The sequence below is a fragment of the Lentilactobacillus senioris genome (genome assembly GCF_026798195.1).
In the GTDB taxonomy this organism is placed as follows: Bacteria; Bacillota; Bacilli; order Lactobacillales; family Lactobacillaceae; genus Lentilactobacillus; species Lentilactobacillus senioris_A.
On the sequence record NZ_JAPQEZ010000001.1, the window covers coordinates 182,543 to 206,087 of the forward strand.

Here is a 23,545-nt window from a genome sequence, read left to right on the forward strand (position 1 = left end):
CACCGCTACTTTTCTTAACTTTTTTCTTGACTAAATCATTTAGACTCTCAACCTAAATCTTGTTCGGTTTTTAATCTAATTACGGAAAATGGTTCCGATTTCACCAAAAAAGTGTTCGTAATTTAATCGTTATACTAATTCCAGCCTAGATTGATTACTAGTTTTTACTACCAGCATCTAGTTCACTCATAAATGCCAACAAAAGATTAGCGTAACTAGGATGATCAGTATTGTCTTTGATTTCTGCCTGCAGTTCATGCAATTGGTCGGTGATGATGCCGTTAACCCCCAAGAACATCATCTGATCCATTTGATCGGTATCATCAACCGTCCAGGCATATACTTGTTGCTGTCGTTGCGCAGCCTTACTAATAAAACTATCATCCAGCGTTGTGGCTTCCATAGTATAGGCGTTAGCGTTGGTTTCTGGGAAGGTCAGATTATATGGCAATATATAACTTACAAATAAATCTGGCGCCTGACTTCTCAACTGCTTCATTACTTGATACGACAGCGTGTGAATTCGGTCATGATGTTTTAGCAGTGACTTTTGGTAACGTTGAATAAAAAGACTGGTCATGTTAGGCGTATCATACGGCGTGACTTTAATTTCCACCAATAATTTTTGGTGAATTTGGTGCGCAACTTTTAAATATTGATCGAAGCTAGCAATCTTAGCCTGATGACCATTTTCTCGAACTGTGATCTTCGTTAATTGTTTTAGGGTTAATTGGTGCGGTTCTTTGTTAACTCCTGCCAAATTATCTAAATTTTCGTCGTGCATTACTACAAACTTGTGATCCTTAGTTTCGTGCAAATCCATTTCCACGTAATCGGGGTGCTCTTTGGCCGTTTTACGCAGGGCCGGAATAGTGTTTTGCACGCCATTACCGTTATCAACCCCGCGATGAGAAATTGCTAACGGTTTAGATAAAGCGTGGCCGCTGAGCACTACCGCGTTAAAAAACACCAAACTCCCCGCCAGTAAAATGAGGCCAGAACCAGCCACCCAACGTTGCCAATGGCGAATCTTCGGTTTACTAAATTGCAACCCACTAGTTGGCTGCGTTGAAACAAAATCCTTAGACCCACTAATCATTAGCCCGAAGATCATGGTTGCCACGTAGTAATTGACGAATTCAGATACCAATTCCATCAAAAACAGGTTAATCATCGCGCCAATAAAGGCCACTTTAGTGGTATCTAAATAGAGTTGTAAACTATAAGTTCCCCCGTACAAGATTGCTGTTACTAATCCCTTAGTCGCCAAGATTAACACAATGTCTTCTATGTAAAACCAAACTCGGCCACGGGTCTTTTGCCAACTTAACCGAATTGCTGGAAGCGCCCGTTCTTGTTGCAAAATCATTAAGGGTAACGTTAAAAACAACCGAATTCCCAAGTAACCCACTACCAAATAAAAAACCGTAATTCCAGCCATAGCCAACGGATTTTGCAGCAAAAATTGCCAAATGAAATCAGGAATCTTGACTTTATTTAATAAAGGACTGCTTAATAAAAAGCCCCCAAACGGAACGATAACGATGAAGTAGCCGAGGAAAAACAAAAAGGTCATTGGAGATGTCCCCTGCAAACTTAAAATCGTTTTTCTTAATACAGCCCAGAAATTCATTGGTTTTTCTCGTCTAATATTAACGATGCTGAGCAAAATAAATGCAAATTGCCAATAAATCACTACTAATAAAATTAATAATTCTACTAATAATCCTAATGCCACCAATGGACTACCCGTGATAATTGATAGCGCATTAGTATAAGAAACGTACGGAACACCACCCATTCTGAGGATCCAACTAGTCAACCAAGTGAACATTGATACTGCTACTATCCCAATTAACATCGTAGTCAAAAAAATTACTGTAATGTAGCTTCCCCAATGATTCCAAAATCGATGATTGGCTTCCTTAAAATATTGCCATGAGTTCATTTTATTACCCCCTACCTTTGCCTTTAACGATAGCATATTCACCAATAAAAAACCGGCTATAGCCCCTTTTAATTAGGCTAGTTTCCGCACTGGTTTTAGCATTTCAACCTAAACCTAAATCGGCTTCGGCACTCAACTAACTCACCTAACTACACAATAACAGGTAGCGGCATTCGCCGAACTACCTGCTATTTTTAGATTAGAAACTCGTTAGTTTCCGAGTCCCTCAGCACTTTAATCTAAATCGGCTTCACCTCACTACTTTTCCGTCCAACAAAAAAATGCTAAATAGCGATTTGAAAAGCAAATCGAACTATTCAGCATTTTTTTATTAGTACTCGAAAGTATCCATGAGGTTTAGCACTTTAGTTATTCCGTTGCCGTTGTTTTAGTCAACTTAGCGTCGCCGNTATTAGTACTCGAAAGTATCCATGAGGTTTAGCACTTTAGTTATTCCGTTGCCGTTGTTTTAGTCAACTTAGCGTCGCCGGTCTTTTCTTTACCGTTGTGATAGTAAGTAATTGAAATCGTATCGCCAACTTTGTGCTTGTACAACAAGTCACGTAAAGTACTTTGATCAGACATCTTCTTACCATCAATTTCGGTAATCACATCGTACTTCTTAATACCAGCAGCCTTCACTGCCGCATCAGAGTTCACCTTTAAGACCACTACCCCTTTAGTTACTGAGGCAGGCAGTTTCAAGACAGATCTTTGTTGATCTTCTGAAATGTTAGAGAGGTCGGTATAACTAATCCCCAATGCAGGCCGACTAACCTTACCGTTTTTAATTAACTGGTTGATAATCGTAACCACTTCGTTACTTGGAATAGAGAAGCCCATCCCTTCAACGGAGTTACCTGAACTATCCGCAGATAATTTCATTGAATTAATTCCGATTACTTGCCCAGCCAAATTAATTAACGGACCACCAGAGTTACCGGGGTTAATTGCCGTATCCGTTTGGATAACAGTGGCGTTACCAATTTGTTGACCGTTGTCGTTAGTCTGAGCAACTTCCCGCTTCTTAGCGGAAATAATCCCTTGGGTAACGGAAGTTGCGTATTCAGATCCCATTGGTGAACCAATTGCTAACACTGGTTCTGCCACTTTGATATTGTCAGAGTTCCCAAACGAAGCGACTTGTTTGATCTTAGAAGCATCAACTTTGATAACCGCCAAATCAGTTACGGAATCTTTACCCACAATCTGAGCAGAGAGTTTCTTACCATCACTTAGAATAATTTCTAGTGCGTTAGAACCTTCCACCACGTGGTTATTAGTAACAATGTAAGCTGTATTGCCACTCTTCTTGTAAATAACCCCGGAACCTTCACTGCTGGTTTCTAGCTTGTCTTTATCGCTACTGGAGCTAGATGATGAACCCCCACCAAACAAAGATCCTAAAGTATCTTCGTCATCGCTTTGCTTTTGTAAATTAATAACAGAAACTACGGCATTCTTAGTTGCATTAAAAGCATCTTCAGATTGAGATGACAAGTTAACTTTCATGTTGCTAACTTTGGCAGTCCCTCCGCTATTATCCTGAGAGAGCACCTCTGAATTTTTAACGGTACTACTATTGTCCCGGTTTAGGTATGAAGTTCCACCATAGACAATCCCGCCACCTAAGGCACCGGCGATCAAAGCAGTAGCAACTATTTTACCAAAATCATTACTCATATGTCTGAATTCCCTCCTAGAAAAATTAAGGTGTGTAGCATTACGCTACTCCTAAACTAAATTTATTCTAACTCAAAAAACATATAAATACCTTAAACGACGATTAAATCTGATGCTTTTTCTGCATCGGTATCAAATAAGTTAAAGTCGTGGCCGACACCCATATCATGTTCGGTCAAAATTGAGGCTACCGTTAAATGAGCCAAGGACTTCAAATTATTATGCTGACTGCGATGGCCTAAAAAGACATTTTTAGTTCGGTTACCAATAATATCTAACATCGCATTAGCTCCGTCTTCGTTAGACAAATGACCCTTGTCCCCCATAATCCGTTGTTTCAATGGCCAAGAGTATTCACCGTTTTGGAGCATTTCGATATCATGGTTACACTCTAACAAATAAGCATCGGCATCCTTAATCGTACCTTCAATACGTTCGGAAACGTAGCCTACATCCGTCAAAACGGCGAAGGATTTATCCCGGTGATGAAACACGTAAAATTGCGGCTCTGCGGCATCATGAGAGACCGAAAAACTTTCAATGTCTAAATCACCAAAGTCAAGTACCGTATTAGCTGGAAAAATATTCTTCTGTTCCAGTGGTACCTTACCAATTTTACCATCCATAGCGCCCCAAGTACCCTCATTAGCATAAACATCTAAGCCGTATTTTCGGGCCAATACGCCCACACTTTGCCGATGATCAGAATGCTCATGAGTAACTAATAAACTATCCACGTCGTTTAAATCACGACCAATAGAAGCCATTAGTTCTGCAATTTTTTTGCCACTGAGGCCGGCATCTAATAACACCTTATGTTCTGGTGTTTCGATGTAGGTTACGTTGCCCGTACTACCACTGGCTAACACTGAAATTTTCATGTCATCATTTTGAATTTGCAAATTTGCCGTCTTCCTTTTTAACTATTTGTTGCTGCTTTAATGTTCGAACTAGAGTCTTTAATAATACTACCAGTAAAGGCGTTAATTCTCTTAATTTGAACGGTTGGTGAATTATTGTACTTAATCGCCACTACCCAAGTCGGAATCAAAACGCAATTGTTATCGATATTAACCAACTTAGTGTACTCCAACCTTGACCATTTAACGCGGGTATTATTGGGGATTTCGTTATATTGATACAACCAAATTAGTGCGCGTTCTTCGGAAATGGTTTCCGATTTTTCTCGCAAACTCTTAATATTTTCCAAGTACTTTTGAGTATAGCCGATTAATTGATGCTGATCGTTAATCTCAAACCGAATTTGTCCGACTCCGGAATAAATCATTTTTCCAAGAGCCTTTTGAGTATAAACCAACGTATTAGCGTCTGATAACTCTTTACTATACTGATATTGTTGTCCATACAAGATAAACATCGAATCAGTCAGCATTTTGTTAATCGTTTCTTGGGGAGCATCTTGCGCCACGTTAATTGGTTGGGTAAATTCACTAGTCAATTCATAATCAGTAAAACTGGTACTTTGATTAGTTAACTGTCCCATTTTTTGCTGCAACGTATTGGTTCTAGTTCCAGAAACATAGTAAGCCAACTGTTCTTTATCAGATAGCTTCCCCACTTTGATTTGATCATTTTTCATTTCCTTGATGATCGTTGAATCACTATCTCCTTGCGAAACATTTTCAGATTGGAGATTTTGATTTTGTTGGTACATCCCAAACAAGAAGATATCAATCGCCAAAAAGGTAAATAGAAAAATAATTTCTACTCGCTTAAAGTTCAATGACGCGCCCCCCTTTCATTAATTGGTTGTTATCGTCGTTCCACTTAGCTGACTATAGCTTTGCCACTTACCGTTGTACCTGATATACCATTCCGGAGTTAACTTGACCAGCATAGTAGAGGACGGATCTTTTTGCAACCTGTAACCAATATGAATTTGATCAATTGCACTTTGCTTGTAACCTAATTCTTTTAATCGATCAATTACTGTTTGAGTTGACTGCATCGTAACCGTGTCATTACCGTTTGGAATTGGGACTTGGGGACTAGTTAATGGAAAACGGTATCTAACCGTTTCTGTATTAACGTTTTTCATGGTAATTGACCCCTGACCATTGTTACCAAACACTGGAAAACCTTCCACAAAATAACGATAAGTCATCGTATGATCGTTGGCATCATGGTCATATAACCGGACATTATCTAGTGAAACTCCTAAGGTCACCAGATTATTGTAGCCACCAGTTAATAAACTAGTAAGCGATAAACTCTCTGGTTTAGCTTGAAAATCATTATAATCGACCATTTTTTGTTTTTCGTTAAACGTTAATTGACGGTTGTTGCCGTCAGTGTAATTAGTATTATTACCTTGCTTTTTAACCCGTACGTTTTGTGAATTTTCACCGTTTAGTAAACGGCTAACGTAATAATCCTCCGACTGACTACTTACCAAGTAACGATAAGTTTGGAGGTTAAAATCATTTTCAGTATATACATTAGGCTTGTTGTTTAACATCTGAACAGAAGCGGGGACCTGCCGAATATCATCACCCTGCATAATTTGTTGAAGTCCTTTCAAATCATGCTTTTGGACGGTAATTTCATAGATTTTATATTCTTTATCAGCCAACAAATACAAATGATTACTATCATCGGTTGGGACCACAATATGATCCACTTCGTAATTAGGCAAGTTTTTAAACCGATTGTTCACAAAAGCGTCCACTAACTTCATCGTGACCGTACTAGTGTAATTCAATAAGAAGCTATTTGGCCGTTCTAAGGCTTCTACATAATTATCCTTGGACTTAGTGCTAATCGTTTTTAGACTGGCATCCTTATAGTCATGCATTTGCCGCTTAATTTCAGCCACACTGTTAACTGAAGTGTTGACCAGTAATTCTTGGTTACCATTTTGATCAGCATAAACCGCCTGGACCGGACTATAAACGTAGCTAATAGATTTATTGACAGACTCAGTTTTAGCAGGAGTTTTGGTATTACTTTGCTGCCGGCTACCATACCGAGCAGGGTTCAACCACATAGCTACTGACAACGCCAAACTTAGTAAAACCGCTATTGTCAGTAAGGTAGGCAACAGGTATTTTCTAAACTTCATCCCAAAGATCCTCCTCTGCTAACGGTTCATAAGGTAGGGCGATATAGAACGTAGAACCTCGACCTTCAACACTTTCAGCCCATAATTGGCCCCCTAGCGCTTCTACCACTTCCTTAGAAATAGCGAGTCCTAAACCACTCCCACCTTGTTTTCTAGAACGGGCTTTATCAACCCGGTAGAATCGGTCAAAGATGTGAGGAATGTCTTTACGCGGAATTCCCAATCCTTGGTCACTAACGCTTAAAATAACTTTATTTCGAGTTTCATAGAGGCGACAAGTGATTACGCTACCATCTGGAGAGTACTTAATCGCGTTGTTCATGAGGTTATCTAACACTTGAGTGAAACGGTCAGTATCCAAATCAACCCACAGATCTCGTTTGGTGAAAATTCGTTTGATGGTGTAGGTTTTTTCAGGATGTTCATCCTTCTCCAAAATCATGTCAAACCGGTTCAAAATGTAATTGAAGAGTTCGTTGATGTTTACCAATTCGGTATTCATCTTTTGAGTACCCGAATCCATTCGTGACAAGGTCAATAGATCGTTAATCATCCGAATCATTCGGTCAGTTTCATCTTCGGTAACCTTCAAGAACTTCGGTGCTAACTTAGGATCTTGCCAAGCCCCATCAGACAAGGCTTCAATGTAAGACCGCACACTAGTCAACGGTGTCCGCAATTCATGAGAGACGTTAGAAACAAATTGCTTTCGATCAGCGTCAATCTTTTGTTGTTCAGTAATATCATGAAGCACACACACTAATCCGCTGATAAAGCCGGATTCTCGTTGAATTAATGAGAAATGAGCGTGCAAAATCATATTGTGGTCATCATCAGAAAAGTCCAAAATCAATTCGTCTGGTTTTTCTAATAATTCTCGCAAACTGTAATCCTTATGGATATCCAAAACGTCCAAGATAGACTGGCCGAGAGCTTGATCTTCTGGCATGTCCAAGAAACTAGCCGCTGTATCGTTAATGATAATGACGTTTCCGCGACGGTCAGTGGCCAGCACCCCGTCAGTCATATTAGCCAGCACCGAATCCAAGCGTCGTCGCTCAGACTCAGTAGATTCATAAGACTCTTCTACTCTCACCGACAAGTTATTTACCGCACCTGCTAATTGGCCCAATTCATCATTACCATAAACGTGGACCTGTCCGGAATAGTCTCCCCTAGCGATCCGCATGGTTTGCTTTTTCATTTCTTCAATTGGCCGAGTGATGGCTCCCGAAATGACAATCGCAATGATCAGCCCCAAAATAATCGCAATAGTTGCCGCAAACAGATAAATCACGGTGATACTACTGATGTTTTTGTAAACCTGATCCAAACTAGCCTTAATATAAACTACCCCAACAATTTCACTGTTATTATTGCCAGAGCTTTTAATTAATGGCGTAATTAAGGTGTAGTAACGCGTATTACTATTAGAATCATAGGTATTTTTTTCGATGGTTCGACTATTATAGATCGCACTTTTAATGTTGTTATCGGTCGTTTTTTGTCCCACTACCGATTGGTTATTGACCTGATTAGTTCCCCGAATGGTCCCTTTGTTGTCGATCACTTGAATTTGAGCAGCATTAGTATTATCAGAATCATCCAAAATGGTTTTAATTCTGAGATTAGCTGCCGTTTCATCCGAACGACTAAGTTCCGTAATGAGGGAATTGGTAACGTAGGATTGAAGTTGGATCTGATTTTTAAACGTCGATAGGTTTTGATGTTCCAATTGACGCACGAAAACCGCGCCAACGATTTCCAAAGTTACCAACAACACCAAGGCAAAAACTAGCGCGATTTTAAATTTAATTGATTGATAAAACTTGATTCGATTGTTCACCACTAGCTCTTACCTTTCAAAATAATTCATTAAGCTTGGTCACTTTCTGGGTTGTGCAAATAGTACCCTACCCCACGCCGAGTTACTAGCCAAACTGGGTGGCTAGGATTATCTTCGATCTTTTCACGTAGTCGCCGGACGGTAACATCCACAGTCCGGACATCCCCAAAGTAGTCATAGCCCCAAACGGTCTGCAATAAATGTTCTCGGGTCATAACTTGGCCAATGTGTTGTGCCAAATAATGAAGTAATTCAAATTCACGGTGAGTTAATTCAATGTTTTCACCGCGCTTAGAAACGGAATAGGCTTCCGGATGAATTACCAAGTCGCCGATAACGATATCTTTGTTGTCATTATCACTTTCAGCGCTAGCAGCAGCACTACTTTGGCGCCGCAAATTAGCCTTAACTCGGGCTACCAGTTCACGGTTAGAAAACGGCTTGGTAACATAATCATCAGCCCCTAATTCTAGCCCTAACACTTTATCTAATTCGGAATCCTTAGCAGTTACCATGATGATTGGCGTATCCTTAGTCTTTCGGACTTCTCGAGCAACTTCTAGCCCGTCCACTTTAGGTAACATCAAATCTAAAATGATTAGATCCGGATCAAAATCAGTTACCTTTTGGATCGCTTCTTCACCATCGTAAGCCACTCCAACTTCATAGCCTTCTTTTTCCAAATTAAATTTTTCAATGTCTACAATCGGTTTTTCATCGTCAACTACTAAAACTTTCTTAGCCATATTTAAGTTAGCTCCTATTCGTTTGTTTAGTATAAGTTTTTAAAAGTTATTTACTTTTGTAAATGAGTCGTACTTAAAACTTCCGACACGCCCATATTATAACATAGCCACCGGGCTACAATAAATTAGCACTGATTCTGTAACTAAGAACCAATCAGGCCCAAAATTTAGTTCACGTCACCAGATTACAACTAAATAGCGCAGTTTTTTTAATTTTTTCGAAAGAAACCCTTGCACACCTTAAAATCCTATGATACTATTATTAAGTCGATTAGCGATGGGCAGTTAGCTCAGTTGGTAGAGCAACGGACTCTTAATCCGTGGGTCCAGGGTTCGAGCCCCTGACTGCCCATAAGAAAAAACCTTATTACCTAGCTGGTAATAAGGTTTTTATTTTATATTTTACTTAAAAATTACTGTTGAACTAATCTTAAGTTTACGTTAAACTTAACTCTAAGGGATTCTGGAATTATTCATATTGATTTCATTACATAAACCACAGACCCACTAAGTACCGATCATGCTGCGAAAGCCATGATTGGTATTTTTTTGTGCTTCATAAACTCCTTCTACTTAAGGGACAAGGATTCAGTTGTTAATGCTGAGGAATAAGTGGGACCATGGTCAAACCCTATTTTTCATCCTCTTACTAGTTATTTACGCAGTTGCCACTTGCATTCATTAGTAGACCCCTAACCACCATGACAAAAACGAATAAAGCTTTTCAAAAAGTTCCGGCAATTATTAAACTGCCGGAACTTTTTTGATTCTTAATATTGGGGATAACTTTGGCTTTGAATTTAAAATTATCCACCTGTGGATAATTTTAATAGGTGACTGGCTGATAAGGTACTCTCTTAATCGTAGCTCCTACTGAACTTGCTGTAATCCAAGATTGGTTAGCTAACGTTTTAAACTCTTTACTTCTACCACTTACAATTATCCCTGCAAATTTAGCCTGTTTTAAATTAGGATATTTTTGCGCGTATTTTTGCGCGTATTTGCCCAGATCAAAATTATTATATTCCGGTAACCCTAATTCTGGTGCTTGCTTTAAGGTTTGTCGTAATTGTCGATAATCAGCATTACCAATCTTGCCATTAACGGTTTGTATTCCTAATAAATCGTTATTCATTTGCGTTGGATCAGCTTGTCCATCTACTCCCAACCATAGCCAATTAGCTTTGATTGTAGTTGGCAACTTTTGTTGAATTTCTGCGTAGGTTAAGGGCTGCTTAAAAGTAATCCCTACCTCCGCCACATAGTCTTTCATTTTAGCAACCTGATTAATTTCACTAACCGGTTTTACTACCGGTCGCTTCACGCGGTTATTATATAGTACTGGGATTTTGGTTTGAATGGCCCGATCATACATTGCTGTTTCAGCTTGGTCTACTGCCCCGCCGTTATTATCAAAGGCTGAATTGTGAAGCCAAGAGTAATTCCCTGCCACCGTTGACCAGGAAACTCGGTAACCGTCAATTTCCTTATACCGGTGACTAACTACCTGCCCACCCCAAACGGAATTGTTGGCCAAAATTTGATCGCTAATTTGAATATTAGGAGCCATTATAGCTTCACTACCATACATCTTAGTATTTAACTGCTGAACTTGGCGAGCCGCCAACATTTGTGAGGCTTTATAACCCACTAATAAAATTACTGGCACCGTGATAATCACAATCAAAACCGTAGTAATTAATCGGCGCCATCTAACCCGTCTGGCCATTTTTTCAAATTGTTGGTTTCTATCCATGTGTATCCCTCATTTTCTTTCTTAGTTTTTGGCGCAACCGATACAAGCGCATTTTTATAGCAGCCGGTGTTTTTTGCTGAATCTCTGCGATTTCTTCAATAGACCGTTTCTCTATGTATTTTTGAATTAAGAGTTGTTGATCTTGCCGCGGTAAATGCTTTATGGCTCGCACAATTTTCTTTTCCAGCGGATTAACTTGCGACACTGTCTGGATCTGGGGTGCAGCTGGTCGTAGGTATTTCTCTAAAATCGTTTGAAATCGTTGTTGCCGCCGACAGTAATCGATATATTGGTGCTTAGCCATTTGGTACATATAGGGTTTTATTTCAGCTGGTGGTAAGATCAAATCCATTTCTAACACCTTAATAAAGATATCTTGCACTACATCTTCCGCCACTTCTAGCTTGGCTCCCCGTTGTATTAGATAACTAGTTAATTCTAGGGAAATATTTTGGATTTGTTGTTCATATCCATCAAGTCGCATGATAACCCCCTTTCACATATACAACGAATAAGATATTAAAAAGTAACACTAAAAAAACGACCACCAACTTAACCGCTGATGATCGTTTTTTCTATCCTCCCGGAACGTACGCAATCGAAGAGAATTTATTATACGATTTTACAAATAACAATTTAACTGTTCCCCGCGGACCAGATCGATTTTTTTCCAAGATGACTTCAACTTCACCAACATTTTGGTCGTCAGCATCATTACCGCCATCATCGTCATCATCGCCGCCTTCTCGTTCGTAATAGTCATCACGGTACAAGAACGCCACGATATCCGCATCTTGTTCAATCGAACCAGATTCTCGAATATCAGATAAAACGGGACGCTTGTCTTGGCGTTGTTCCACCCCCCGAGAAAGTTGGGACAAGGCAATAACGGGCACGTGTAATTCTTTGGCTAACTTCTTTAACTGCCGGGAAATATCAGACACTTCTTGTTGGCGGTTTTCATGGTTGCTACCTTCAATCAGTTGCAAATAATCAATTACGATCATGCCCAAGTTGCCGGTTTCTTTTTCTAACCGCCGACACTTAGCCCGAATTTCAGACATCTTAACTCCAGCAGAATCATCAATGTAAATGTTAGCTTTAGATAAGCTTCCCATCGCCACGATCAAATTTTGCCATTCATCTTCAGCCAAATTACCGGTTCGCAGATGGTTCGCATCGATGCTACCTTCTGCACACAACATCCGGTTCACTAGCGATTCGGCACTCATTTCCAAACTAAAGATGGCAACGGCCTTATCAGTTTTCGTTGCTACGTTTTGGGCCACGTTCAACGCAAACGCCGTTTTACCAACAGCTGGCCGAGCAGCTAAAATGATCAACTCATCTTCGTGTAAACCAGTGGTTATTTTATCTAGTTCTGGATAACCAGTCGACAAACCAGTAACCGTGTCACCATCTTGCGACAACCGATCAATTTCGGCAAACGAAGAATTTAAGACATCCCGAATCGACTTGAACCCACTTTGGTTCCGATTTTCAGCCACGTTCATGATTTCTTTTTCAGCGTTATCCAAAACAGTAGTCACGTCTTCGTCAGAAGAATAACCAGCAGTAACAATGTTCGTCGCCGTTTGGATCAAGCGTCTTAAGACGGCTTTATCTCGCACGATCTTAGCGTAATAAGCCACGTTGGCCGCAGTAGGTACCGTTGAAGCCAAATCAGTAATATATTCAATTCCTCCGACGTTTTCCAGGTTACCTTGATTGGTCAAGAGGTCGGTAATGGTCACCACATCGACAGCTTCGTCGCGATCATTTAAGTCCGTCATGGCGGTAAAAATCAGTTGGTGGGATCGTTTATAAAAATCAGTGGCGGCCACATACTCAGATGCTTCCACCAACGCATCCCCGTTCAAGAATATAGCCCCTAAAACGGCCTTTTCCGCTTCTAGGTTCTGCGGGGGGACTTCATTTACAAATTCATTATTCATTGTTTTCTCCAAATACAGCAAAAGGGATTAAACGAGCAATCTCGCAATCCCTTTTCCGGCGCTAAAATTAAGCTTCCGTAACGTGAACCCGAATCTTAGCTGTTACGTCCGTATAAAGCTTAACAGGGACATTAGTGTAGCCAGCTACCCGAATGGGTTCTGGTAATTCAATTTTGCGTTTGTCTAACTTAATTTGGTACTGCTTATCTAATGCTGTTGCAATTTGCTTGCTAGGAATGGAGCCGAACAAGCGGCCATCAGTTCCGGCTTTAGCAGTAATTTCAACAACGGTATCATCAGCTTCTAGCTTGTTTTTGATCATTTTAGCACTGGCAATTTCTTCGTCTTCATGACGTTGCTCTGCCCGCTTTTGACCTTTAAGTTCGCTCATGGCTTGCTTAGAAGCTTCCTTGGCTTTGCCGTTTTTAATCAAAAAGTTTTGAGCATAGCCATCAGGCACGTTTTTAATTTCACCACGTTTACCTTTACCCCGAACGTCTTCTAGAAAAATGACTTTCATTCTTAAACACCTACTATCCTCAAAAATTTAATCTTCACTGTTATTATTATGCTCAATATCAGTGATAGTTTCAAGTAACATATCACGAGCTTCTTCAACTGATAAATCAGCTAACTGGGTGGCCCCACTAGATAAGTGACCACCGCCCCCCATGGCTTCCATAATAATTTGGACGTTAATTGCCCCGGTACTTCTAGCCGAAATCCCGATCAAATTATCTGGCCGTCGAGTAATGATAAATCCCGCATCCACCCCAGACATACTAAGCAGTGAATCACATGCTTGAGCTGCCGTTACTGAATCGTATTCTACATTATCTTCACCAACTATTAAAGCCATTTTCGGCTTAAAGAAATCAACTAATGAAATTAAATGGTTTCTAGCCATATAACTATCGATATTTTCCTTCATAAAGGTTTGCATTTCAATGGTGTCAGCTCCTGCTGAACGCAAGTAGCTAGCGGCATCGAAGGTTCGCGTTCCGGTGCGCATTGCAAACGAATGGGTATCAATAAAGATCCCCGTCAACATTGCCGTTGCTTCCAACTTGTTAATAGGTTCACCTTCGTGCGGTTGATACTCAAACATTTCGGTAATCAACTCACAAGTTGAAGAGGCGTATGGTTCGATGTAAACCAACATCGGATTTTCTGGAAATTCTTCGCCCCGACGATGATGATCGATAATCACTGTCCGGTCAGATAACCGTTCATACAATGCTTCAGAGATACTGATTGATGGCTTAGAATGATCGACCATAATCAACAAACTAGCGTCAGTGGCTTTTTCTAAGGCCTCTTCTGGAGTGATAATGGCATCTTCAATTTCTGGGTATTCTTGAATGGCCTCTAAAAGCCGTTGAATATCAGAATGCATTTGTTCTTTGTCCAAAACAATCCAACAAGTTTGCCCGTTCATCTCAGCAATTCGCCGAATCCCTAAACAGGCTCCCAGAGAGTCCATATCAGGACGGGTATGGCCTTGAACAAATACTTGGTCCGATTCCTTCATCAATTCATTTAACGCTTGAGAAATCATCCGTGCTCTAACTCGAGTCCGTTTTTCCATCGGATTAGTCTTGCCACCATAAAAACGAGCTTGACCATCAAGGGATTTAACCACGACTTGGTCTCCACCTCGGCCTAATGCTAAGTCTAAGTTGGTTTGCGCTTGATCCGCCAAATGATTCAAATCATCATCGCCATACGAAATTCCCATACTAAGCGTTAATGGGAAATTTTGTTTAGAGGTACTCTCACGAACAGAATCTAAAACACTGAATTTGTCAGCTTCAATCGCGTCTAATGATTTAGCGTAGGCCAACAAGAAGAAGTGATCGTCATCAACTTGTTTCAAGTACATTCCAAATTTTTGAGACCAGGTAGCTAATTCGTTAGTTACGTAATTGCTAAGATTCGAAATTTCCTGGTCAGTTAACGACTGTGTGATTTCGTCGTAGTTATCCAAAAATACTTGTCCCACAACGATTCGTTCACCTTCGTATTGCTCTTGAATTTCTACATACTTAGTAATATCCAACAAATAAGCCGTATTATAAGCTTTTTGGACCAACACTGAAAAACGATGATCGCGCCAGTTGATTACCGGATCCGCCTCTTCAGGATCAAAATTAGCAATCACCGTTGCTAACTGTTCATCGACTTCTACTAGGGGCTGACCTAAAACATTTTCCTGGCCAAAATAACGTTGCAACGCTGGATTAACCCATTCAATTCGTTGATCGTCATTATAAACTAGCATCCCTAATGGCATCTCCAGCAATGCTTCTTGCTCGCCACGGTGAATTCGATACGATAAATCATTAATGTAACGGTTAGTTTCTGACCCCATTACGTTCATTGCCGTGATAGTATAAATCAATCCGACAATACTAATAATAGAAATAACTACCCCCATTTCAAAATTATACAAAAAAGAAACGACTACGCTATAAATTACCAAAATGGCAATAAAGACTAAAATTCGGCGTAAACGTCCATTATGTATAAACGGAGGCAGTTGATTCGGGTGTGACTCTTTTCCGTTTTTCATAATTTAACCTCTTAATTAATAGATAGTTCTAGCTTTATTTTACCATAAAATAAAAACTAATTTTTTAGTACCATTAAGTTGATCATAAATTTCAAAAAACGAATATTAATTTATCAAATTTGTTTGTTAATAACTATTAAATTTCATTTGTTTAAAAATAAAAGCATCCTAAATTAGGATGCCCTTACACGATAATATAGATAGTTTTTAGTTATCTGCAATTTTTCAGTTGTTACACATCAAGCTGCAGCTAACTTACCCCGTTATAATATGTTTGGTTTAGTATTAATAGCTTTCAATAAACTATTATTTAAGACTAACGGAACAAATTTGCTCCAGCTAAGTTACTATAACTATGATAGCAAACTAAACCCCAACATTAATTATGGATATATTCAACCATTACATAATTATGAGGTTCAAATTCTTAATTGTCAAATCATTTAAATAAAAAAAGAACTTACTTGAATATTCAAATAAGTTCTTTTTATTAAGTTATCGAGCTTAGTCTTCAGCAACGAAAGGCATAAGTCCCATAATACGGGAACGCTTGATTGCTACAGTAAGCTTACGTTGGTTTTTAGCACTAGTACCAGTAACTCGACGAGGTAAAATCTTGCCTCGTTCTGATACGAAACGCTTCAATAAATCAGTATCTTTGTAGTCGATGTATTCGATGTGGTTAGCAGCGATAAAATCAACTTTACGACGGCGACGGCCGCCACGTCTTTGTTGAGCCATGTTTTATTTCCTCCTTACGTTATTATCGTCCCTTAGAACGGTAAATCATCGTCGGAAATGTCGATTGAGTCACCATTATTGGCAAAAGGATCAGCAGCGTTATTGTTGGTGTTATTAGAGTTATTACTCCCACCACCATTATTCTGTGAACCGCCAAATGGATTATCAAACGGATTTCCGCTTGTCGTAGGAGCGGACCCCGCTGGTGCCATCCCAGGATAAGCACCATTGTTGTTACCACCTTCACGGTCAGACCGTGATTGCAATAAAGCAAAGTTTTCAACAACAATTTCCGTTACGTAAACGCGATTACCTTGTTGGTTTTCATAGTTCCGGGTTTGAATCCGACCATCAATTCCAACTAGTGAACCTTTACGAACGAAGTTAGCGAAGTTTTCAGCTGATTTACGCCAGATGACGCAGTTAATGAAGTCAGCTTCCCGTTCGCCTTGTTGATTTTTAAAAGTCCGATCAACGGCCAGTGTGAAGGTCCCAACAGCGGTCCCAGATTGGGTGTATCGTAGATCAACATCACGGGTAAGGCGTCCCGTTAAAACTGCTCGATTAAGCATGCTGAATGCTCCTTTCTTTTATAAACAAATTTCTAGTTATCACGTACAACGATCATGTGACGTAAGATGTCGTCATTGATCTTTGATAGACGGTCAAATTCGTTAAGTGATTCGTCACTATCAGTAGTCATGTTAACGATGTGGTAAATACCTTCGTTGTAACCACCGATTTCGTAAGCGAAACGACGCTTAGACCAGTCTTTTGAATCGATAATCTTAGCACCATTATCAGTCAAGATCTTGTCGAAACGTTCTACTAAAGCAGTTTTAGCAGCGTCGTCCATATCTGGCCGGATGATGTAAGTGATTTCGTATTTCTTTTCTTCCATGTTTTTGCACCTCCCTGTGGACTAATGGCCCCTTACTTGGGGCAAGGAGAGTTCTGTTTAGACAGATACTCACAGTTAGATATACTATCACGTTTCCGTCAAGATTACAATTGCCTTTTTCTTTGATCCCGATACTTAACTAAATACGAAAAAAAGAGACTATCGCGTGATAGTCTCTTAATTTAATTCTAGTCCTCGTTGTCAGATTCATTGTGTGCAATTTCGCGATCAGCCAAATTTGATACGGCATCTGCAACAGCAGTTGAAGCATCATCAGATGCAGAAGGAGCTTCATCCTCTGCTTCAGTTTCTTTTTCAACCTTAGCCATGGTTGCTACTTTAGAGTCACCGTCCATCTTGATCAAATGAACCCCTAGGGTAGCTCGGCCAGTTTGAGATACCTTTTCAATTCCGAACCGGATCATAACCCCTTTATCGGTGATCAACATAATGTCTTCATCACCCTTAACGGTAGTTAAACCAGCTAATGGTCCATTCTTTTCAGTTACGTTAACGGTCTTAATTCCTTTTCCGCCTCGACCCTTGATTGGGTATTCAATAGCAGGGGTTTTCTTACCATAACCCTTTTCTGAAATAACGAATACATCACTATCCGGCGCTAAGATATCTGAACCAACTACGTAATCGTCTTCGCGAAGGCGAATACCTCGAACCCCAGTGGCACTTCGACCCATTGTCCGAACTGCGTCAGCTCTAAAGCTAACAGCGTATCCTTGATGAGTTCCGATAATGATATTTTCATCATCGTCAGCAATTAAGACGTTAGTAACTTGGTCGCCATCTTTTAGGTGAATAGCTTTAAGACCGTTACTGCGGATATTAGTAAATTCAGCAACCGGTGTCTTCTTAACCGTTCCTAACAGGGTGGTAAAGAAAAGATCCTTATCAACGTCACTGTTACGATCAGAAACGTTAATGACAGCTTGAATTTTTTCACCTGAATCGATATTTAACAAGTTAATGATCGGAATTCCCTTAGCAGCTCGGCCATATTCAGGAATTTCGTAACCTTTCATCCGATAAACCTTACCGGCATCGGTAAAGAATAACAAAATATCATGAGTAGAGGTAGAAACTAAGTGTTCGATGAAATCATCGTCGTGAACACCCATTCCTTGAACCCCACGACCACCACGATTTTGCGCCTTGAATTCAGTAGTTGGAAGTCGTTTGATGTATCCGTTATGGGTCAAACTAACGATTACGTCTTCTTCTTCAATCAAATCTTCGTCTTCTAGACTAAGAACTTCCCCAACTAGTAATTCAGTGCGTCGATCATCACCAAATTTATCTTGGATTTCCAAGAGTTCTTGGTAAATGATTTCATTAACGCGGTCCCGACTAGCCAAAATTTCTTTGTAGTCTTCAATGGCTTTCATCAAGTCGTTGTATTCTTTTTCAACTTTTTCGCGTTCCAAACCAGTCAAACGAACTAACCGCATGTCCAAGATCGCTTGAGATTGCTTATCACTTAAACCAAATTGACTCATCAATTCATTTTTAGCGATTTCACCGGTTTGGGATCCCCGAATAATTGCGATGATCGCATCAATATGGTCTAACGCAATCCGCAACCCTTCTAAGATGTGCGCTCTAGCTTGAGCTTTCTTTAGTTCATAAGCTGTCCGGCGTTTGATAACTTCCACTTGGTGTTCCAAGTAGTAGGTCAAAATCTCTTTTAAGCTAAGTACTTGCGGAGTGCCCTTAACAATTGCCAACATGTTAAAGCTAAATGAAGTCTGCATCAAGGTTAGCTTGTAAAGATTGTTTAGAATCACTTCGGCGCTGGCATCCCGCCGCACGTCGATAACGATTCGCATCCCTTCTCGGTCAGATTCATCGTTAACATCGGTGATGCCTTCAATCCGTTTTTCCCGAGCTAATTCAGCAATTCGTTCAATCAACTTGGCCTTGTTAACCATGTAAGGAATTTCGGTGGCCACGATTCTTTGCTTACCGTTGGCTTCGCCTTCAATTTCTACCCGGGCTCTTAATGTGATTGAACCCTTCCCAGTTTCGTAGGCCTTTCTGATTCCGGACTTGCCCATTACGACGCCGCCGGTAGGAAAATCAGGACCAGGAAGAGCTTCCATTAAGTCAGCAGTGGTGGCGTCCGGATTATCCATCAAGACGTGAATAGCACTGATAACTTCAGAAAGGTTATGCGGTGGAATGTTAGTGGCCATCCCAACGGCAATCCCAGATGCCCCGTTGACTAACAAGTTAGGAAAACGTGCTGGTAAAACGGATGGTTCCCGTTCAGTGCCATCATAGTTATCTTGAAAATCAATTGTATCTTTATTAATATCCCGAATCATTTCCATGGCGATTTTGCTCAACCGAGCTTCAGTATACCGCATAGCGGCAGCCCCATCACCATCGACAGACCCGAAGTTACCGTGACCGTCAACTAACATATAACGGTAACTAAAGTCCTGCGCCATTCGCACCATAGATTCGTAAACGGCAGTATCCCCATGGGGGTGATACTTACCCAAAACGTCCCCAACGATTCTGGCAGATTTCTTGTAAGGTTTATCAGGGGTAACCCCTAATTCATGCATATCGTATAAAATTCGCCGGTGAACTGGTTTTAGTCCATCTCGAACGTCTGGTAACGCCCGAGCAACGATAACACTCATTGCGTAGTCAAGAAATGACGTCCGCATTTTTTTAGATAAGTCAATATCAGTGATATGACTTTCAAAATTTTCTTCGGCCAAGCTGTCTAACCTCCATTCTTGGTCAGCTGATTGTTTCACGTGAAACTATATTGATATACCGGGATTTATTCTAATCCTAATAGTGTTTCACGCTACTAAATATCAAGGTTTTCAACAAACGTTGCATTTTCTTCAATGAAGTCACGACGTGGTTCAACCTTGTCACCCATCAGCATTGAAAAGACTTGATCAGCCTCAGCGGCATCATCAGCTCTTACCCGCAACAAACGCCGGTTTTCCGGATTCATTGTGGTTTCCCATAGTTGTTCAGCGTCCATTTCACCAAGCCCTTTATACCGTTGGATAACTGGTTTAGGGGAAGGTGGTAGTTGTCCCAACACTTCGTTTAATTCTTCATCTGTGTCGATGTATCGTTGTAGCTTACCTTGGCGCACTTGATACAACGGTGGTTGAGCAACGTAAACGAAGCCGGCATCGATCATCGGTCTCATGTACCGGTACAACAACGTTAATAGCAAGGTTTGGATATGCGCCCCATCAACATCGGCATCGGTCATGATAATTAGCTTATGATAGTGAATCTTGGAGAGATCAAAATCTTCACCAAAGCCAGTTCCCATGGCGGTGAACAATGATCGAATTTCTTCGTTAGCCAAAATGCGATCCATCGTAGCCTTTTCCACGTTCAAAATTTTACCCCTAATTGGCAAAATGGCTTGGGTCAGCCGAGACCGGCCTTGCTTAGCAGAACCGCCGGCTGAATCCCCTTCGACGATAAATAATTCTGAAATTTCTGGATCCTTACTAGTATTATCAGCTAGTTTACCTGGCAAGTTACTAATTTCTAGCCCACTCTTGCGCCGGGTAACTTCACGAGCGCGCTTAGCAGCAGACCGCGCCTTAGAAGCTAAGATCCCACGGTCAACAATCTTTTTGGCATCACTAGGATTTTCCATTAAGAACTTGTTGAAGTGATCTGAGAAGATACGATCAGTTGCAGTTCGGGCGTCTGAGTTACCTAATTTGGTCTTAGTCTGACCTTCAAATTGGGGATCCGGATGCTTGATAGAAACTACCGCCGTCATCCCTTCTCGAACGTCTTCCCCTGATAAATTAGGATCGCTGTCCTTCATCAACTTATTCTTCCGAGCGTAATCATTAACGATTCTGGTTAATGCCCGTTTGAATCCTTCTTCATGGGTCCCACCTTCATAGGTGTGGATATTATTAGTGAAGGTCATTAAATTGCTGTGGTAGTCATCAGTATATTGAATCGCTACTTCAACAGTAATACCGTTTTCAATTCCTTCAACGTAGATAGGTTCTTTAAGTAAGACGTTTTTATCTTTATCCAAATATTCAACGTAGTGCTTAATTCCACCTTCGTACATGAAGTCTTCTTCGGTTGGAACTTCTGGACGTTCATCTCGAATGACGATCCGCAAGCCTTTGTTTAAGAAGGCTAGTTCCCGAACCCGGGTAGTTAAAGTCTTAATATCGTAAATCGTCGTTTCTTGGAAGATGTCTGGATCCGGAACGAAGTGAACCCGAGTTCCGTGAGCATCAGCTGGCACGTCCCGAGTGGTATGCATTGATTCAGTCACGTGACCGCGAGTGAAGTCCATTCGATAAATTTTACCGTTCTTGGCAACTTCAACGTCTAAATGAGTAGATAAGGCGTTTACTACTGAAGCCCCCACCCCATGAAGACCACCAGAAACCTTGTAACCGCCACCGCCGAATTTACCACCGGCATGCAAAATGGTAAAGACTGTTTCTAGTGCAGGTTTTCCAGTTTTTTGTTGAATATCAACTGGAATTCCCCGTCCATCATCGGTAACGGTGATCGAATTATCTTTTTCCACCGTAACGGTGATTTTAGTAGCGAACCCAGCTAAGGCTTCATCAATTCCGTTATCCACGATTTCCCATACTAAATGGTGGAGACCTTGGGCACTAGTAGAACCGATATACATACCGGGCCGCTTTCTAACAGCTTCCAAGCCTTCCAGCACTTGAATTTGGCTGGCGTCATATTCTTGCGCTTTAGCTTGTTTGCTTTCTTCTTCAGTCATCTATTTCCTCCTTGACCCGACCATTAGCAATCTGAAAGACTTTCGGAGCTTTAAGTAACTCCTCTTGAACCCCACTTAAGCTAGTAGTCGTTAAAAACGTCTGGACTTTATTTTGAATCGCCGTCAGTAAATGCGTTTGACGGTAATCATCCAGTTCCGAGAGTACGTCATCCAGTAGTAACACCGGGTACTCATCAGTTTGTTGCTTCATTAAATCGATTTCGGCGAGTTTTAAAGCTAGTGCAGTGGTTCGTTGTTGGCCTTGAGAGCCAAACGCCGCAACGTTCTTATCGTTAACTAAAAACGCTAAATCGTCGCGGTGCGGACCTAACAACGTCGTCGCTTGCATAATTTCTTTGGCTTCTAAACGCTCGTATTGTTGGCGTAAATATTGATATAACTCTTCCACTGAACCCCGATTGACTTCTGGAATGGCCGTTTGGTATTGAAAAACCAACTGTTCTTGCCCTCTAGAAATTTCGGCATGAATTTGAGCCGCAAAGTGCTCTAATTGTTCTAATAGTGCCAATCGTTGAGCAATAATCTCTGCTCCGTAAGCAGCTAACTGATCTGATAACACGCCCAGATACACTTTGTCCTGGCTAACGTGGTTATGCAGATCTTTTAGATATCGATTACGTTGCTTCAAAATTTTGCGATACTGACTGGAATTATAGAGGTATTTGCTACTCATCTGCCCAAATTCCATATCTAGAAACTTCCGCCGCTTTTGAGGAGCACCCTTAACAATCTGCAGGTCTTCTGGCGCAAATAAAATCACGTTTAACTGGCCCACATAAGATGACAAGCGAGCCTGTTCTAAGTGATTAACCTTGGCTTTTTTACCTTTAGTAGCTAAATCCAACTCCAGCGGAACCGTACCACGATTTTTACGAACCCGCCCTTTAATTTGAGCAGCCGTTGCCTGCCAGTTGATCAACTCTTTATCGTTGGCCGTTCGGTGTGAACGAGCTAGCGCTAAAACGTAAATCGCTTCTAGCATGTTGGTCTTACCCTGAGCATTTTCTCCTAATAACACGTTAATGTGCGAAGAAAAGTGCAGGGTCGTGTCCTCATAGTTGCGGTAATTGTGGAGAGTTAATTCTTCTAATTGCATTAATCCGCCTGTTTAGTTCGAATAAAAAACATGCCTTCTCCAGGTACATCAACGTTATCACCATCATATAATTTCCGGCCCCGGCGATCATCGGGTTCATCGTTGACACTGACGGCATTTTCCTTCAAGTACCACTTGGCCTGACCACCACTACTAATAATTGATTCTTCTTTTAGTAGCTGGCCTAAAGTGATGTATTCACCGCTGACAAAAACTTCTTTTTTCACAGTTTCACCCACCTTTGTCTGGTATTAATTATACACTTTTAAACTAAAAATGTACATCGAATTCGGCTATATAAGCTCTCTGAGCGTTTTTAGTTTCATTTGATATTTTTTTCCATCAGCAGATAAAACGGCTAAAAACTAAATTATGCGAATTTTAATCGTTTTTAAGCGTCATTTTTAAAAGCCGTCAA

At 40.7% G+C, this 23,545-nt stretch carries 19 protein-coding genes and 1 tRNA gene; 1 reads left to right on the forward strand and 19 read right to left on the reverse strand.

What is annotated here, in order from left to right; genetic code table 11:
* Positions 1-157 precede the first annotated feature (157 nt).
* From OXT66_RS00915 to yycF, 7 genes are all read right to left on the reverse strand, one after another.
* Positions 158-1,948, reverse strand: a complete 1,791-nt coding sequence (locus OXT66_RS00915) for a glycerophosphodiester phosphodiesterase (protein WP_268595199.1) — start codon at positions 1,946-1,948, stop codon at positions 158-160.
* A 450-nt stretch (positions 1,949-2,398) separates the two neighbouring features.
* On the reverse strand, positions 2,399-3,631 hold the full coding sequence (locus tag OXT66_RS00920; protein WP_268595200.1) for a S1C family serine protease: 1,233 nt from the start codon (positions 3,629-3,631) through the stop codon (positions 2,399-2,401).
* A gap of 92 nt (positions 3,632-3,723) precedes the next feature.
* Entirely contained in the window at positions 3,724-4,512 is a 789-nt protein-coding gene (locus OXT66_RS00925; RefSeq protein WP_268595432.1) for an MBL fold metallo-hydrolase, read from the reverse strand.
* 38 nt (positions 4,513-4,550) lie between these two features.
* On the reverse strand, positions 4,551-5,375 hold the full coding sequence (locus OXT66_RS00930) for a two-component system regulatory protein YycI (RefSeq protein WP_268595201.1): 825 nt from the start codon (positions 5,373-5,375) through the stop codon (positions 4,551-4,553).
* 18 nt (positions 5,376-5,393) lie between these two features.
* Positions 5,394-6,713, reverse strand: a complete 1,320-nt coding sequence (locus OXT66_RS00935) for a YycH family regulatory protein (RefSeq protein ID WP_268595202.1) — start codon at positions 6,711-6,713, stop codon at positions 5,394-5,396.
* Complete coding sequence (walK, locus tag OXT66_RS00940) at positions 6,703-8,559, reverse strand: cell wall metabolism sensor histidine kinase WalK (protein ID WP_268595203.1); 1,857 nt, start codon at positions 8,557-8,559, stop codon at positions 6,703-6,705. The genes OXT66_RS00935 and walK overlap by 11 nt, the downstream gene beginning before the upstream one ends.
* Positions 8,560-8,588: 29 nt before the next feature.
* Entirely contained in the window at positions 8,589-9,305 is a 717-nt protein-coding gene (yycF, locus tag OXT66_RS00945) for a response regulator YycF (RefSeq protein WP_056977461.1), read from the reverse strand.
* A 279-nt stretch (positions 9,306-9,584) separates the two neighbouring features.
* Here yycF and OXT66_RS00950 point away from each other — a divergent pair.
* Positions 9,585-9,657: transfer RNA gene (locus OXT66_RS00950), tRNA-Lys, on the forward strand.
* 474 nt (positions 9,658-10,131) lie between these two features.
* Here OXT66_RS00950 and OXT66_RS00955 read toward each other — a convergent pair.
* From OXT66_RS00955 to yaaA, 12 genes are all read right to left on the reverse strand, one after another.
* Positions 10,132-11,061, reverse strand: coding sequence for an anti sigma factor C-terminal domain-containing protein (locus OXT66_RS00955; RefSeq protein ID WP_268595204.1), 930 nt, complete (start codon positions 11,059-11,061; stop codon positions 10,132-10,134).
* The gene (locus OXT66_RS00960) at positions 11,054-11,545 is read right to left on the reverse strand and encodes an RNA polymerase sigma factor (protein WP_268595205.1); all 492 of its coding nucleotides are present in this window, start codon (positions 11,543-11,545) and stop codon (positions 11,054-11,056) included. Before OXT66_RS00960 ends, OXT66_RS00955 begins: the two co-directional genes overlap by 8 nt.
* A 91-nt stretch (positions 11,546-11,636) precedes the next feature.
* Positions 11,637-13,016 carry a replicative DNA helicase gene (dnaB, locus tag OXT66_RS00965; protein ID WP_268595206.1) on the reverse strand — a complete coding sequence of 460 codons (1,380 nt, stop codon included), beginning with the start codon at positions 13,014-13,016 and terminating at the stop codon, positions 11,637-11,639.
* Positions 13,017-13,083: 67 nt separating this feature from the next.
* Complete coding sequence (gene rplI / locus OXT66_RS00970; RefSeq protein ID WP_268595207.1) at positions 13,084-13,536, reverse strand: 50S ribosomal protein L9; 453 nt, start codon at positions 13,534-13,536, stop codon at positions 13,084-13,086.
* Between the two features lie 27 nt (positions 13,537-13,563).
* Positions 13,564-15,588 (reverse strand): DHH family phosphoesterase, encoded by a 2,025-nt coding sequence (locus OXT66_RS00975; RefSeq protein ID WP_268595208.1) that lies wholly within the window; start codon positions 15,586-15,588, stop codon positions 13,564-13,566.
* Positions 15,589-16,092: 504 nt separating this feature from the next.
* Positions 16,093-16,329 carry a 30S ribosomal protein S18 gene (rpsR, locus tag OXT66_RS00980; RefSeq protein ID WP_054670163.1) on the reverse strand — a complete coding sequence of 79 codons (237 nt, stop codon included), beginning with the start codon at positions 16,327-16,329 and terminating at the stop codon, positions 16,093-16,095.
* Between the two features lie 32 nt (positions 16,330-16,361).
* Positions 16,362-16,901, reverse strand: a complete 540-nt coding sequence (gene ssb / locus OXT66_RS00985; protein WP_056977478.1) for a single-stranded DNA-binding protein — start codon at positions 16,899-16,901, stop codon at positions 16,362-16,364.
* Between the two features lie 32 nt (positions 16,902-16,933).
* Positions 16,934-17,230 (reverse strand): 30S ribosomal protein S6, encoded by a 297-nt coding sequence (rpsF, locus tag OXT66_RS00990; protein ID WP_268595209.1) that lies wholly within the window; start codon positions 17,228-17,230, stop codon positions 16,934-16,936.
* A 188-nt stretch (positions 17,231-17,418) separates the two neighbouring features.
* Positions 17,419-19,920, reverse strand: coding sequence for a DNA gyrase subunit A (gyrA, locus tag OXT66_RS00995; RefSeq protein WP_419146370.1), 2,502 nt, complete (start codon positions 19,918-19,920; stop codon positions 17,419-17,421).
* A 149-nt stretch (positions 19,921-20,069) separates the two neighbouring features.
* Positions 20,070-22,010: a DNA topoisomerase (ATP-hydrolyzing) subunit B gene (gene gyrB, locus OXT66_RS01000; protein ID WP_268595211.1), complete on the reverse strand. Its 1,941-nt coding sequence runs from the start codon at positions 22,008-22,010 to the stop codon at positions 20,070-20,072.
* The gene (gene recF, locus OXT66_RS01005; protein ID WP_268595212.1) at positions 22,003-23,127 is read right to left on the reverse strand and encodes a DNA replication/repair protein RecF; all 1,125 of its coding nucleotides are present in this window, start codon (positions 23,125-23,127) and stop codon (positions 22,003-22,005) included. Before recF ends, gyrB begins: the two co-directional genes overlap by 8 nt.
* Entirely contained in the window at positions 23,127-23,354 is a 228-nt protein-coding gene (yaaA, locus tag OXT66_RS01010) for a S4 domain-containing protein YaaA (RefSeq protein WP_054670151.1), read from the reverse strand. The genes recF and yaaA overlap by 1 nt, the downstream gene beginning before the upstream one ends.
* Positions 23,355-23,545: the final 191 nt, after the last annotated feature.

Bases quoted from the DNA above. Each gene is read 5' to 3' on its own strand.
- OXT66_RS00915 (WP_268595199.1), bottom strand. From the start codon at position 1,948: ATGAACTCATGGCAATATTTTAAGGAAGCCAATCATCGATTTTGGAAT.
- OXT66_RS00920 (WP_268595200.1), bottom strand. From the start codon at position 3,631: ATGAGTAATGATTTTGGTAAAATAGTTGCTACTGCTTTGATCGCCGGT.
- OXT66_RS00925 (WP_268595432.1), bottom strand. From the start codon at position 4,512: ATGAAAATTTCAGTGTTAGCCAGTGGTAGTACGGGCAACGTAACCTAC.
- OXT66_RS00935 (WP_268595202.1), bottom strand. From the start codon at position 6,713: ATGAAGTTTAGAAAATACCTGTTGCCTACCTTACTGACAATAGCGGTT.
- yycF (WP_056977461.1), bottom strand. From the start codon at position 9,305: ATGGCTAAGAAAGTTTTAGTAGTTGACGATGAAAAACCGATTGTAGAC.
- OXT66_RS00955 (WP_268595204.1), bottom strand. From the start codon at position 11,061: ATGGATAGAAACCAACAATTTGAAAAAATGGCCAGACGGGTTAGATGG.
- OXT66_RS00960 (WP_268595205.1), bottom strand. From the start codon at position 11,545: ATGCGACTTGATGGATATGAACAACAAATCCAAAATATTTCCCTAGAA.
- dnaB (WP_268595206.1), bottom strand. From the start codon at position 13,016: ATGAATAATGAATTTGTAAATGAAGTCCCCCCGCAGAACCTAGAAGCG.
- rplI (WP_268595207.1), bottom strand. From the start codon at position 13,536: ATGAAAGTCATTTTTCTAGAAGACGTTCGGGGTAAAGGTAAACGTGGT.
- OXT66_RS00975 (WP_268595208.1), bottom strand. From the start codon at position 15,588: ATGAAAAACGGAAAAGAGTCACACCCGAATCAACTGCCTCCGTTTATA.
- rpsR (WP_054670163.1), bottom strand. From the start codon at position 16,329: ATGGCTCAACAAAGACGTGGCGGCCGTCGCCGTCGTAAAGTTGATTTT.
- ssb (WP_056977478.1), bottom strand. From the start codon at position 16,901: ATGCTTAATCGAGCAGTTTTAACGGGACGCCTTACCCGTGATGTTGAT.
- rpsF (WP_268595209.1), bottom strand. From the start codon at position 17,230: ATGGAAGAAAAGAAATACGAAATCACTTACATCATCCGGCCAGATATG.
- gyrA (WP_419146370.1), bottom strand. From the start codon at position 19,920: ATGCGGACGTCATTTCTTGACTACGCAATGAGTGTTATCGTTGCTCGG.
- gyrB (WP_268595211.1), bottom strand. From the start codon at position 22,010: ATGACTGAAGAAGAAAGCAAACAAGCTAAAGCGCAAGAATATGACGCC.
- recF (WP_268595212.1), bottom strand. From the start codon at position 23,127: ATGCAATTAGAAGAATTAACTCTCCACAATTACCGCAACTATGAGGAC.